16 protein-coding genes are annotated in these 12,619 nt (G+C 30.4%); 11 read left to right on the top strand and 5 right to left on the bottom strand.

Annotated elements, in window-relative coordinates; genetic code table 11:
• Positions 1–144: 144 nt before the first annotated feature.
• Entirely contained in the window at positions 145–1,026 is an 882-nt protein-coding gene (locus AC0N0V_RS15575) for a hypothetical protein (RefSeq protein ID WP_474459004.1), read from the top strand.
• Between the two features lie 690 nt (positions 1,027–1,716).
• Here AC0N0V_RS15575 and AC0N0V_RS15570 read toward each other — a convergent pair.
• The 3 genes from AC0N0V_RS15570 to AC0N0V_RS15560 all read right to left on the bottom strand — a co-directional run bounded on the left by AC0N0V_RS15570 (position 1,717) and on the right by AC0N0V_RS15560 (position 2,247).
• Positions 1,717–1,842 carry a hypothetical protein gene (locus AC0N0V_RS15570; protein WP_474459002.1) on the bottom strand — a complete coding sequence of 42 codons (126 nt, stop codon included), beginning with the start codon at positions 1,840–1,842 and terminating at the stop codon, positions 1,717–1,719.
• Between the two features lie 96 nt (positions 1,843–1,938).
• A complete protein-coding gene (locus AC0N0V_RS15565) occupies positions 1,939–2,073 on the bottom strand; it encodes a hypothetical protein (protein ID WP_474459000.1) in 135 nt (44 codons plus the stop codon).
• A 15-nt stretch (positions 2,074–2,088) separates the two neighbouring features.
• Positions 2,089–2,247 carry a hypothetical protein gene (locus tag AC0N0V_RS15560; RefSeq protein WP_474458998.1) on the bottom strand — a complete coding sequence of 53 codons (159 nt, stop codon included), beginning with the start codon at positions 2,245–2,247 and terminating at the stop codon, positions 2,089–2,091.
• 150 nt (positions 2,248–2,397) lie between these two features.
• Between AC0N0V_RS15560 and AC0N0V_RS15555 the strand changes: the two genes are divergently transcribed.
• The 7 genes from AC0N0V_RS15555 to AC0N0V_RS15525 all read left to right on the top strand — a co-directional run bounded on the left by AC0N0V_RS15555 (position 2,398) and on the right by AC0N0V_RS15525 (position 7,463).
• The gene (locus tag AC0N0V_RS15555) at positions 2,398–3,183 is read left to right on the top strand and encodes a hypothetical protein (protein WP_474458996.1); all 786 of its coding nucleotides are present in this window, start codon (positions 2,398–2,400) and stop codon (positions 3,181–3,183) included.
• A gap of 125 nt (positions 3,184–3,308) precedes the next feature.
• Positions 3,309–3,512 (top strand): helix-turn-helix transcriptional regulator, encoded by a 204-nt coding sequence (locus AC0N0V_RS15550; RefSeq protein WP_474458994.1) that lies wholly within the window; start codon positions 3,309–3,311, stop codon positions 3,510–3,512.
• 116 nt (positions 3,513–3,628) lie between these two features.
• The gene (locus AC0N0V_RS15545; RefSeq protein WP_474458992.1) at positions 3,629–3,778 is read left to right on the top strand and encodes a hypothetical protein; all 150 of its coding nucleotides are present in this window, start codon (positions 3,629–3,631) and stop codon (positions 3,776–3,778) included.
• Between the two features lie 111 nt (positions 3,779–3,889).
• Positions 3,890–4,087, top strand: a complete 198-nt coding sequence (locus AC0N0V_RS15540) for a hypothetical protein (RefSeq protein WP_474458990.1) — start codon at positions 3,890–3,892, stop codon at positions 4,085–4,087.
• A gap of 345 nt (positions 4,088–4,432) precedes the next feature.
• Positions 4,433–4,783: a hypothetical protein gene (locus AC0N0V_RS15535; RefSeq protein WP_474458989.1), complete on the top strand. Its 351-nt coding sequence runs from the start codon at positions 4,433–4,435 to the stop codon at positions 4,781–4,783.
• Between the two features lie 11 nt (positions 4,784–4,794).
• On the top strand, positions 4,795–5,079 hold the full coding sequence (locus AC0N0V_RS15530; RefSeq protein WP_474458987.1) for a hypothetical protein: 285 nt from the start codon (positions 4,795–4,797) through the stop codon (positions 5,077–5,079).
• Positions 5,070–7,463, top strand: a complete 2,394-nt coding sequence (locus AC0N0V_RS15525) for a hypothetical protein (RefSeq protein ID WP_474458985.1) — start codon at positions 5,070–5,072, stop codon at positions 7,461–7,463. The genes AC0N0V_RS15530 and AC0N0V_RS15525 overlap by 10 nt, the downstream gene beginning before the upstream one ends.
• 360 nt (positions 7,464–7,823) lie before the next feature.
• On the opposite strand, the gene AC0N0V_RS15520 is transcribed toward AC0N0V_RS15525, so the two are convergent.
• Entirely contained in the window at positions 7,824–8,741 is a 918-nt protein-coding gene (locus AC0N0V_RS15520; protein ID WP_474458983.1) for an aldo/keto reductase, read from the bottom strand.
• A 333-nt stretch (positions 8,742–9,074) separates the two neighbouring features.
• Between AC0N0V_RS15520 and AC0N0V_RS15515 the strand changes: the two genes are divergently transcribed.
• From AC0N0V_RS15515 to AC0N0V_RS15505, 3 genes are all read left to right on the top strand, one after another.
• Positions 9,075–9,566: a MogA/MoaB family molybdenum cofactor biosynthesis protein gene (locus AC0N0V_RS15515; RefSeq protein ID WP_474458981.1), complete on the top strand. Its 492-nt coding sequence runs from the start codon at positions 9,075–9,077 to the stop codon at positions 9,564–9,566.
• 130 nt (positions 9,567–9,696) lie between these two features.
• Entirely contained in the window at positions 9,697–10,191 is a 495-nt protein-coding gene (gene moaC / locus AC0N0V_RS15510; RefSeq protein WP_474458979.1) for a cyclic pyranopterin monophosphate synthase MoaC, read from the top strand.
• A gap of 192 nt (positions 10,192–10,383) precedes the next feature.
• Positions 10,384–11,433: an HD-GYP domain-containing protein gene (locus AC0N0V_RS15505; RefSeq protein ID WP_474458977.1), complete on the top strand. Its 1,050-nt coding sequence runs from the start codon at positions 10,384–10,386 to the stop codon at positions 11,431–11,433.
• Between the two features lie 103 nt (positions 11,434–11,536).
• On the opposite strand, the gene AC0N0V_RS15500 is transcribed toward AC0N0V_RS15505, so the two are convergent.
• Positions 11,537–12,553: an AI-2E family transporter gene (locus AC0N0V_RS15500; protein WP_474458975.1), complete on the bottom strand. Its 1,017-nt coding sequence runs from the start codon at positions 12,551–12,553 to the stop codon at positions 11,537–11,539.
• Positions 12,554–12,619 lie beyond the last annotated feature (66 nt).

Below are 12,619 nucleotides of genomic sequence, written 5' to 3'. Positions count from 1 at the left end.
ATTTTGAATAATTCGTTTGTAAATGGACAAAGTATGAGGTTTTATGATAAAATAAAAATGAATAAATTATTAAATATGGATAATTAAGTTTTTATGACGGATTCAAAATGTTTAAATGTTGCATATTTAGGGGGAATAAGAAATATGAATTTAAACTACAATAATCTAATTGATAATGCCTATAAAATAGCAGGGATAGGGTCTTTTATATTCGTAGCGTATCAGGCGGCTATGTTTAAAAAGGATTACAATGTAAAGAATGATAAGGCTGAAACAGAAAAAGCGATAGAACTATCGAGATTTTATCATGAGAATATACTAAGTAAAGCAATGTATATATCGATTGTATTTAAAAAATGCGGTATAGAAGATTTAATAAGTGGTATTAAATATACTGATTTAAAGTATTTTGATATTCAAGAGCTTGAGGATTTATTAGGAAAAGATAAATTAAAAAAAATAAAAGAAAAGATTAATAATATTGATATATCAATATTTAAAGAATCTGGAGAGATAATAAATCCACAAAAGGCTAATGAATTTTTTAGCAAAGAAAATATATACAACTTGATATTAGATGTTAGCAATACATTTTTTGGTAATTCAACGGCATATGAAGAAATAGCAGTGGATGAAACAGACAAAAAAATGAGTAGCATGCGGGAGCTTGCAAAAATTATATTCGATAAGGATAATATAGAGTCACAGCTAAAAGACAAGCATATGGTTGAATTTAATTCAATCATATGGGATACCTTAAATATATTGGAGTATTTTTGTATGAATTTTAATAGTGGAATAGCTGACGAGAAAACAGTTTATCAATCTCTACATCAGACTTTTTTATCAACTATTAAACTCCTGTATTTTAAAATAGCCGAAAATAACCTTAGTGGAAAGGATCAATATTATACTAATATAATTGATTTATTTAATAAGTGGTCGGAAAGACAGGTTGAGCAACAGGCAAAAGAAGATAGAGCGAAAAGAGAGACTACATATAGAAAAGACTGTATACGAAGGTAAAAGAAATCACCTATGACTCAATCTATCATAGGTGATTCTATTTATTATTCTTCACATTTAACCTCGTTCTCTTTATTAGAAACATTTTCATTATTTTCTTCAGCATTTGGTGAATAAACATCACAGAATGGTGCCCACATTGTTTACAACCCCCTTCAAAACATCAGATACTTTATTAAACTTATAGTAACATGAATATATGACAATGTCAACACTTTATGGAATTTTATTCCAAAATCAATAAGTTATTTTGTATAAATATGTCGCTTGTATTAGATTTAATAAAAAAGCAAATAAAACTACTTAGGAAAAATTGAATTGCTTAACTTAAGACAATTCATGATTAAATTCAGATAAAATAGTAAAAATAAGCTAGGTATTGAACAGATTTATTTATGAGCACTATACAGGGAGCAACTAGATAGGGCCTAGCAATTTAATACTAGCCTCTCTAGTCCGAGTAAAGCAATCTCCCCCATAAATGAAGGCTATATATAGGTTTTGTAAAGGAAGTATCTCACAAGATACATAACAGACTATAACCACATAAGTAAAATATAATCACATTAATAAGTACATAGTATAATAACTCTAAAAATGCATAAGCTATAAATCCCTTACTTTTAATAGAATTTTATTATAGCAAAAAGCTTGTATCAAATTGATGCAGGCCTTCACCTTGTTACAATATCATTTAGCACCTTCTCTTAATTTCTCATAATTTCTTTTCGCAACTTCCACCGGACAAATTCCAAACTCTTTATCAGTACGCATTAAACATTTTTCATAGATACATTCTTTACAGTTTTTCATCATTCCACCTACTTAATTCTAATATAATTACTATATAGATTGTACCATTAACTTAGATACATAAAAATAATAGACACTAAAATTAATTAGCACCTATTATTAAAAACTCTCTTCCTTATTCTCATCAACTATATGCTTTACAAAAAACCCGGCCAGTACTGTCATGTATATAAATAACATTATAATTGCACTTCCAAACCCGTAACACATTACTTTTATTATATCTAATTCCAAGGACCATCACTCCTTTTAAATTAAGTCCATACATTCAGCAGAAACAATGACAAGGTTAGCAGTATTTTCATCTATTGCATTAGCGGCTTCCAAACCCTTAATTAAATTCTTTATCATAGTTTTATTTTCACTTGTAATCTTTATCTTTACAGGTATTTCAAAAGTTTCTTCCAAAATCATCACCTTCCTTATTTACAGTATAGACATGCTATTCATAAGTTATACAATTGTGGATATGTTGTACTCATTTTACATGTATTTACAAAATGTGCATAAGTTTGGTATAATGGATTTGAAATTTATATACCTAGGGGGATAAACTAAATGAATAAAATGACAAATTGTAAAGCGTGTGGTAGAGAGATTGCAAAAGGAGTAAATAAGTGTATTCATTGTGGAAAAGATCAGAGAAACTTTTTTATGAAACATAAAATAATAACTATAATTCTTGGATTAGTTATTATAGGTGGTATTGGTTCAGCTATGAGTGGAGGCAAGGATCAGTCTACTAATAGTAAAAATGATAGTGCTTCAAGTGCAAAAACTTCAGCTAATACAGATACAGCTAAATCAGAAGTTAAACAAAGGCAAGTGCAAGGTAAAGCAACAGATTTAGGGGCGGGTACATTTACAGTTGGTAAAGATGTAGAGGAAGGGTTATATGATGTCACTCCAGTAGAGGGCCAAGGTAATTTTATAATTCAAAACGCGAAACAACAAGATTTAAATGTAAATGAAATTTTGGGAAGCGCAAATGATATGGGTGTTTCAAAAGTAAGAGTTAAGCTTGTAAAAGATGAACAAGTACAATTGGCAGGTATAAATAAAACTCATTTTGAGCCTGTTACAACAGCATTTACTAAGGAACATAAAGCAGCATCATTTTATAGCGGTAGATGGGTTGTAGGAGAAGATATTGGTAGCGGAAGATACGTAGCAACTCCAGCAAATGGGGCAGGAAATTTTATAGTTTATAGTAAAAGCGGAATGCCTAAAGTAAATGAAATTTTAGGTAATGAAGGGGTAAAACAGGTAACTATAAACTTAGAAAATGGAGATATAGTTGAAATAATGTCATTAAATCAAGTTGATTTAGCTCCTCAAAATTAAAAAGATAAATAAGTAATCCGATATTTATAGAATTAAGCCTTTTGAGGCTTTTTTCTTTGTATTAAAAAGGAAATTATAAACACTCTATAGAATATATACATAAACTAAAGATAGAGGTGGTTTACATGGGGGTGAAGAATAGACTATTGGAGATAAGGCTTCAGAGAGGATATAAAACACAAAAAGATTTTGCGGAATTCCTAGAAATAAGACGTGTACAATATAATAAATACGAAAATAATAAAGAGCAACCAACATTAGAAGTTTTATATAAAATTAGTTTAAAATTGAATATAAAGATGGAGGACATTATTTACCTAGGGGAATAATGTCCTCTTATTTTTTCTGCATAGTTCAAAATAAAATATTTTAGTTCAAAATAGGAAACATTTACACAAGTGCTGCATATATTATTATTAAAGAGAACGAAAAGGAGTTGAAAGGGTTGATAAGAATAACAGTAAGTTTCAAACAAACATCAAGAGATATGAAACTATATACAACGGTGAATAACATGGAAGAAAAATCAGATTTTATAAAAGATGCAATAGAGTATTACCTAGAATATATAGAGAAAAGCAAAAAAGAAAATTAAACCTAGAAATCACTTCTGTAATATAAGCAATTCAAACTAGTCAGAGCTCTTCCTGGAGCTACACCGTTTGGTAAGGACAAAATGCTAATTTAAAATTAGGGGGAATTATAGATGAAGCATTGTAAAGGTGAAATAATTAATGTTTATGACGGTGATTTTATAGGTTGGACTACTGCAGAGCTAACAGAGTTTATAAATGAGTGCGGAAAACATGAACGCTGGAGAATGATAACAAAGGAAGGCTCAGAACTTATGAGACTAGTTGGATTTGATGAAAGATATAGAAAAAAAGAAAACCAGCACTTTTAAGCTGGTTAAGATTGTGACCATATATATAAAATTACACCTGCTATAATCCATGGCATATTACCAACTCCTCATATGTTTATAGTAGTATTTTGCCCATAATCTATGGTTTTATACACAGGGTATAGTTATACTAAGTCGCTGTAAGTAACGCTTTACTACAGCTTATGCGGGTACCTTAGAAAAGTTGCTACTTTTAAAGATAAGTTAACAAATTATTAATATTTGGAGGGTAAAAATGAGTTTCTTTACAAAGTTATCCCTTGGAATTTTAATCGGTTTAATATTAAGCCACAAGCAAATAAAGAAAATATTAGATAGTTATAAAAATGATTAGGGGGGTTATTTATGCAAATAGTTGGGTTTAGAGTAAAGGCTAATGGCAAAGTGGAGAGTTTTGACATAGATGTAACTGAGGCACTAATTAAAACAGGAACAGTCGCTTTCGTTATTATAGAAGGACTAAATGGCGGAATAGTCCACGCTGGCTCAGTTACAGATAGCTTGCAACCATTAATAGATGTACTTAAAGATCTTGCTGAGCCTGTAGCATATGGCTTTATGGTGAAAGGATTCATGAAGATTATGGCCGGTGAGGAGAATGAGGGAATGAAAACAATAAAAGGGGCTATAGGTGGATTCATAGGAATTCAGTGGATACCGTATATCTTTAAAATTATAAGGGGGATACATTTTTAGGGGGTAGGGTAATGGTAAATTGGATTAGTAAATTAGACGGAATGATAGCTGATAAAGTGAATAAGGTGTGTGATGCAGCGATAGACAAAGCATTAAATGGTGTGAGTATAGTTTTATTAAAGGTCATAAAAGGTGTTGTGTATATTGTCCTGCAGTATGATGATTTATTTGTAGCAGTGGCTATAGTTGGGGTATTTATAATGATGTTTGGAAATAGAAAGTTAGGTACAAAAGTAACTAGTCTATCAATAATTATATATACAATAGCAAGGATGGTGTTAAGTGGATGCAATTAGTAAGTAGTAGGGTTAAACAGGGTGAAAAATCCCTGTTACCTTTTATAAATATAGTACCTGAGGACATGGTAACATATAAGATCATACCAGATTACTCTATAGATAATTCAAATAATGACATAATAGCTCATTCTCTATCTTCTATGTATTTGACCCCAAGACAAAGGACGAAGATATTAAAGGGGAGCTATACCACTCCACGACAGGCTTATTTTGATATAGTATTTAAGAAAAATCAAGCTAATTTTTACTTAACTGTAAATGATAATTACACTGAATTAATAGAGGGGAAAATGAAAACTGCCTGGAATAAATCAGAGATAAGCAAAACATCATCCTCTAGTATTCTTAAATTTGAAGAAGAGAAAACAGAACTGTGTGAGGTTGTATTAAAAGATTATAGCTTTAAAAGTTTATCTACAAGTAAAAAGGATTTATTCCCTCTAACAAATATGATGGGGATATTGAGAATGCTAAAAGATGATGAACAAATCAGAGTGAATATAGCAGTGGAGCCTACTAGAAGAACTAACTGGATAAGTGTTGCCAAAGACGAATTTAAAATGTATCAAAAAGGTAAAGTGAGAAACAATGAGATGAGTACAAAGGAAAAGCTAATGAAGTTAGGCTTCTCAAGTGCAGAGTCTGCGCTTCAGTTATTTATTGAGTATAAGATACTACTGTTTGAAAGTGTATTTGGAATAGTAATACCAGATAAAAAGGAAGAAGAAATTCCTAAATTTGAACTGAAGTTAGATAGCTTAGAAAGAATTAAAGAGGATTTGAAATTTACAGGATTGCAACCACCAACAACCTATAAAATGAGTTCTGAAGCCTTTAAAGTTAAAATAACTATATTGTCTGAGAGTAACGATTTAAATAGATCAAAGTTGAATATGATTTCGGTTGCTAATAGCTATAAGGATATATCATTAGACAACGAGTTAGTAATGCACCCTTTAAGTAAAAGTGAACAGGAAATAGTATTTAAACAGGTTATGAAATTTGATGTATCTACAAGTAATAAATGTGTAATGAGCGATAGAGAAGTAGCTAAATTAATTCAATTACCACAAAGAGACTTGCAAAATGAATATAAGATACAAAACATAGATACTAGAGAGGTAGATATACCTAAAGAATTAATGAGCGGTCCTGTAAGAATAGGTTTTTCAGGTTTAAAGGGTCAACGGTTGTTGACTACATGGTGCCAAAACATAAATGTTATGGCACTTGCTAAATTATTTGTAGGTCCACAAAACGCAGGTAAAACAACAGCGTTAAAAAGAACAGTTAAGGATTGTCATAAAGCCGGGTACTCTAATATAGTAATTGATTTTATAGAGGCATGTGAAACTGCAAGAGAGGTAGCAGAGGTTATACCAGATGGGGAAAAAGTAGTAATAAGATTAGGGGAAAAAGAGTATATTCCTGCATTAGCATATAATGAGGTTACTAGATTAATTACAGAGGATATGGATACATGGGATAGAGTAAGGTTAGCTAATTTGTTATCAGAACAGGTAGAATATCTAATAAATGCTGTAACAGATGCCAGCACAGGGGAGCTAACAGCACCTATGCTAAGATATCTGCATAGTGCCTGTATGGTAACATTTATTAAGCCTATGGCCAAGATATCAGATGTATTTGAAATATTAAGAAGATGGGACAAAAGGAATGAAGCTATAAGATATGCTAAATATTCAAAATGCTTTGATGAGGATGATGATATATTCTTTGACTTAAATGAACTTCACAAAAGAGATAGCAAGGATAAGATAATAGGTACCAGAGAAGATTTAGTAATTGGTATATTAAATAGAATAACTTTACTACAGAAAAACCCTTATTTAAAAGCTATGCTAAAAGCAGATATAGATGAGGATCAGAACCTAACCAAATATATTGAAGATGGTAAAAGTATATTTATAGAAATTCCCCAGTATCTATTTCCAAGTATAATGGTAAGGGACATACTAACTACTTTCTATATTAGTAGGATTTGGTTAATGGTGCAAATGAGGCAGAATAATAAAGATGCGAGACTATGTAACGTGATTTTTGATGAGGTCCATCAAGTACCTACCACAGCTAGATTTCTTAGTAACCATGTTACAGAATTTAGGAGACATAGGTTAGGATTAATCATGACCTGCCACTACCTAAAACAAATGAGAGAATTATTAATAGCTCTAAAATCATCTGGTGTTAGTTATGTAATGATAGCAGGTACAGAGAAGGAGAATTTAGAACTACTAAAAGAGGAAATATCACCATTTACAGTAGAGGAGGGACTAAATCTAAAGCCTCATACTAGCTTAAATGTTATTAACTATGGTAATCAGTATGCTAGATTTATTACAGACCTTCCGAAAGTTTAAAATGACCGCCATTTGACCGCGGAAGGTATGTCCACACGTTCGACTTTACACACTACTTGTCCTATAACAAGTGTAAAAAATCCTTGAAATTACTCATATAAACAAATTATATTCACTTAAAAACAACTTGGACACATTTTTCAATAGTTCTTCAAAACTAACAGGTAATACAAAAAATCAGTAGAATGTTTAAGAGGATTAAGACGAAAGGCTAAAACGAATGCTGAAAAGAAAAAGACAGATAAATCTACAAAAATAGATATATAATAATATTTGGAGATACTTTTGTTAAGTATAAATAAAGGAGCTTATGAGCTCCAGTACGGTTAACTAATACGTTTAATATTTTAATGAAAGGATTTAAGCTTGTACACCACAGCTTGTACATCCGATCTTCATTAATTCTTTGAATTTGATCTTTACTTTATTCATAATTTCTATTTCTTTTTCTGTGAAGGAATTAGGAAATACCTTTTCTGCAATTTTCATATTTTCCTCTATTTGTTCAATAGAATTCATTCCACTTAGTACTACGGAAACTTCAGGATGATTCCAAATCCAACTTAATGCCCAGTCAACTGAACTTCTGTTTTTATCTCCAGTTTTAAAAAGTTCTTGTATTTCCTTTGGTGGAGTCTTTGCTAAGGTTCCTCCCCTTAAAGGCTCCATTATAACTACAGCTAAGCCTTTGGAAGCAGCATACTCAAGTCCTTCTTTTCCAGCCTGATAAGCTTCATCTAAGTAATTATACTGTATTTGACAAAAGTCCCAAGAATATAAATTTACAATATGCTTAAATGTATCTAGTTTATCATGGAAGGAAAAACCAACATGCTTTATCCTTCCATCTTTTACTGCCTTTTCTAAAAAATCAAAAACACCTAATTTCTCCATTTTATCTATGCGTGATCTATCTAAAGCGTGAAGAAGGTAAAAATCAACATAGTTAGTTTGAAGTTTTGAAAGTTGTTCGTTTAAATACATATCAAAGTCTTCATATTTCTCTATTAGCCAAACTGGCATTTTAGTAGCAAGCTGTATTTTTTCTCTATAGCCATCTTGTAGAGCCCTTCCAACAATTATTTCACTGTTACCACTATGATAGGGATAGGCTGTATCTACATAGGTTAGACCATTATCTATAGCATGCCTTATAAGTTTAATAGATTCATTTTCATCTATTTTTGAGTTATCTCCTTCTAATACGGGTAATCTCATACAGCCAAAGCCTAATGCAGATGTCTTGAAATCAGAATTTCCGAATTTTCTATATTGCATAAAAATCCCCCCCAGTAAGATTTATTTGGATAGTACTTCAAGTAAAAATTATAGCACTATTTCTAATTTTACTCTATAATATAATCAGAGTTTATAACTTCAGTTTAAACCTATATTTCATCATAGTATAACATTATAATAATATTGTGGAATATTAATGTAAGAATATAAGAGTGTTATAATTATGTAGTTATCGGATAAACTGTGACATTAATCAAGATACTTGTATAAATTATGTTGTTGCAAAAACTTTAAAATAAGATTATTATAGGTATATGATGTTGTAAAAATATGTAATTATGTGCTAATTATATTTAGAGGTGAGGGATAACAATGATAAGAACAGCGATTTTAACAATTAGTGATAAAGGTTCTAGAGGTGAAAGAGAAGATGGGACAGGTCCTGCTTTAAGAAATGAGTTAAATCCAGAAATCTATAGCATAGATTATTATAAAATTATACCAGATGAATTAGATGTTATTGCTAAAGAGCTTATACACCTTGCTGATGAGTTAAATGTAGATCTAGTTTTGACAAATGGTGGAACCGGCTTCTCTAAAAGAGATGTAACACCTGAAGCAACAATGAAAGTAATAGAAAAGTATGTTCCAGGAATCGGAGAGGTTATGAGAAGTGAATCGTTAAAAATAACTCCTAAGGCTATGCTTTCAAGAGCTATTGCTGGAATAAGAAATGAAACCTTGATTGTGAATTTGCCAGGTAGTCCAAAAGGAGCAGTAGAAAATTTGAGAGTAATACTTTCGGCACTACCGCATGGTATAGATATATTGATAGGAAAGGCATCCGAGTGTGCAACAAAGTAAGGTTAGTAATGTTAATACTATAAATATAGAGATGAGATAAATGATAAAATGAAACTTGAATCAGATGGGATATTAGAGCGGGTAGGCATCGGGTAAATAGTATTAACATATTTGACAGGAGGAATAATGAATGGAATTTACTCATATAAATGAACAAGGAAGAGCGAAAATGGTCGATGTAAGTGAAAAAGAGAATACAATAAGAGAGGCAATTGCGGTAGGAGCCATACATATGAAATTAGAAACACTACAAAAAATAAAGGATGGAGGAATAAAAAAAGGAGATGTTCTTTCTGTAGCACAGGTTGGAGGAATAATGGGAGCTAAAAGTACACCAAATATTATTCCTATGTGCCATCCTATTGGAATTTCAGGATGTGATGTTAATTTCAAACTTGATTTTGAAAATGCTAAAATTGATATAGAGGCGAAAACAAAAGTAGTTGGAAAAACAGGAGTGGAGATGGAAGCACTTACAGCAGTTTCCCTAGCTGCCCTTACAATTTATGATATGTGCAAAGCTGTAGATAAAGAAATGATTATTTCAAATATAATGCTTGTAAAAAAGAGCGGTGGGAAGTCAGGAGATTTTCAGAGAAATACAGATAATAGAATAGAAATTTAATTTAAAAGAGAGGTAAGAAGAAGGACCTAATCTTCATACTTCTTTTTTTATTGTATCTAAATATAGGAGACTCAGCGATGTGTTTTTTTCTTTTATTATTAGACTTAAATTTTAATTTGAATAAAGATAACTAACAAGATGACGATAATATATAATATTAGCATTTTTAATTAGTGGAAGGGGAGAAGGAATGTGAGATATGTTCCAACCTTTTGTTTACATGAAGGGATGAAGATTGGCAAAAATATTTATTCTAGTGATGGAGTAGTATTGCTAGCAAAAGATGTATTATTAACAGATGAATATATTAAAGGTTTAGTAAAGGTAGGAGTTAATGGAGTATATATCGAGGATACAATATCTCATGATATACAAATAAAAAATGTTATTTCTGACGAGTTAAGAATTCATGCTATAAAATCTATGAAAGAAATATATAATAATCATAGTAATATTAATAAAACAGTTGCTGCCGTTGAATACCTAGCTAAAAGCATCATCCTAGAGATTTTAGCTAATAAAAATGTAATGGTAAATATGATAGATATTAAAACATTTGATGATTGTATTTATAGTCATTCTGTAAATGTAGCTGTTTTATCTACTGTACTTGGTATTGCACTAAATCTAGATAAGACAAAAATGGAGAAGCTTACGGCATCAGCTCTACTTCATGATATTGGAAAGGTTTTTATATCAAAGGCCATTTTAACCAAAACAGAAGAGCTTACTGGTGAAGAAAGGGCTTTGGTAGAAAGTCATACAGAAATGGGATATAGGTATATAAAACAGTATTATAATGTACCAGTAACAACATACGTAGGAATTTTACAGCATCATGAACGTTTTGATGGGAAAGGATATCCTGATGGCAAAAAGGGTGAGGATATATCACAGTTTGGGAGAATAATAAGCATTTGCAATGTGTATGACAACTTAACAACAGAAAAGGTAAATAGAAAAGCTTATATACCCTCAGATGCAATTGAATATATTATGGCGAATAATGGTCAAATTTTTGATCCAAAACTGGTTAAAATATTCCTTAAAAGAGTAGCGCCATATCCATTAGGATCAATCCTAAGATTAAGTAATGGAGAACAGGTTATAGTAATTGAGAATAACGAAGAATGTTCAATTCGTCCAAAAGTAAGAAATGTGGAAAATAATAAAATATATGATTTAACTTACGATAGTAATTTAAAGAATATTACTATTATAGCAGTTGAAGATAAGAAATGATTTAATAGCATAAGTTTTAATATAATATAATCATATAATTTCAAAAGTATTTGAAATGAGAAAGGCTTCAGGTAAAATTTGACCTGAAGCCTTATTTGTTTTATCAGTGAAGCTTAACATCAAGCAAATCTAATATAAACATAACTAGAGGAATTCCTATAAGCAATCCCCATATTCCCATAAAGTGTTCCGAAGCTATTAGTATTACAAAAGTAAAAAAAATAGGGAGCTCAGTTTTAGCAGACATAAGTTTTGGGTTTAAAACATAACTTTCAAAAGCATGTATTATAGCTATCATTATCAGAACATAAATAACTTTAGTTAAACCACCTATTTTAAAGGCAATCAATGTAAGTGGAATAAGAGAAACTATAACTCCGGCCACAGGTACTAGGCTAAATATAAATATCATGAATCCTAATGTAATTAACTGAGGGAATTTAAGAATATATAGCATAATAATAGATATAATAGTATTTACAAATGCAATTACAATTTGTGCTTGTATAACCTTTCCAAATGAATTTAAAAAGTTGTTCCCAAAATATGAAAAGTATGTATATACTCCAGATATCTTACTAGTTTTAAATTTTTCTAAGAAGGATATAATTTTTTTCTTCTCTAACATAAAAAATAAGCTTAACATAATGGCAATAAAAGCGTTTATGCTCCATTTGCCTATATTTGTGGCCAATTGAAGAGTAAAATTAAGTCCTGATTTTAAATAGCTTTGCAGATCTATTTGATCAAACATGCTCATTATATACCTTTGAATTATATCTGCATCCGAATCTGTACTAAAATCAAAATCTGCAATCTGATTTATTATAAACTTGCTCTGGACTATAAATACAGGTATATATTTAACTATTAATAATACAATGGAGGTAAATAAAAGAGTATATAAAACCATTGTAATAAGCTTTTCTTTAACAGGAGTAATCTTCTTTAGTTGCCTTACTATTAAGTGCTGAAGGCTATTCATAAGATAAGTAAATAAAAATGTAAGTAAGAACAAGTCAATTAATGATCTAAATACATAAAAACATAATATTATTACAATAAAAAATAATACTCTTTTGGTGGACTCTTTTAAAAAAAACTCTTTAAAAAAACTCATAAAACTTCTCCTTAAGATTTTAGCTATAAAATTTTGCTATAATTATACATCATATACCTTATTATA

This window comes from Clostridium sp. CS1-1 (assembly GCF_056135525.1).
Note: the sequence above shows the minus strand (reverse complement) of the source record. Positions and strands in the feature narration are given on the sequence as shown.

Excerpts from the sequence above, each read along its gene's own strand:
- AC0N0V_RS15515 (WP_474458981.1), top strand. The coding sequence starts at position 9,075 with ATGATAAGAACAGCGATTTTAACAATTAGTGATAAAGGTTCTAGAGGT.
- AC0N0V_RS15520 (WP_474458983.1), bottom strand. The coding sequence starts at position 8,741 with ATGCAATATAGAAAATTCGGAAATTCTGATTTCAAGACATCTGCATTA.
- AC0N0V_RS15540 (WP_474458990.1), top strand. The coding sequence starts at position 3,890 with ATGAAGCATTGTAAAGGTGAAATAATTAATGTTTATGACGGTGATTTT.
- AC0N0V_RS15570 (WP_474459002.1), bottom strand. The coding sequence starts at position 1,842 with ATGATGAAAAACTGTAAAGAATGTATCTATGAAAAATGTTTAATGCGT.
- AC0N0V_RS15530 (WP_474458987.1), top strand. The coding sequence starts at position 4,795 with ATGGTAAATTGGATTAGTAAATTAGACGGAATGATAGCTGATAAAGTG.
- AC0N0V_RS15525 (WP_474458985.1), top strand. The coding sequence starts at position 5,070 with ATGCAATTAGTAAGTAGTAGGGTTAAACAGGGTGAAAAATCCCTGTTA.
- AC0N0V_RS15500 (WP_474458975.1), bottom strand. The coding sequence starts at position 12,553 with ATGAGTTTTTTTAAAGAGTTTTTTTTAAAAGAGTCCACCAAAAGAGTA.
- moaC (WP_474458979.1), top strand. The coding sequence starts at position 9,697 with ATGGAATTTACTCATATAAATGAACAAGGAAGAGCGAAAATGGTCGAT.
- AC0N0V_RS15575 (WP_474459004.1), top strand. The coding sequence starts at position 145 with ATGAATTTAAACTACAATAATCTAATTGATAATGCCTATAAAATAGCA.
- AC0N0V_RS15550 (WP_474458994.1), top strand. The coding sequence starts at position 3,309 with ATGGGGGTGAAGAATAGACTATTGGAGATAAGGCTTCAGAGAGGATAT.
- AC0N0V_RS15535 (WP_474458989.1), top strand. The coding sequence starts at position 4,433 with ATGCAAATAGTTGGGTTTAGAGTAAAGGCTAATGGCAAAGTGGAGAGT.
- AC0N0V_RS15555 (WP_474458996.1), top strand. The coding sequence starts at position 2,398 with ATGAATAAAATGACAAATTGTAAAGCGTGTGGTAGAGAGATTGCAAAA.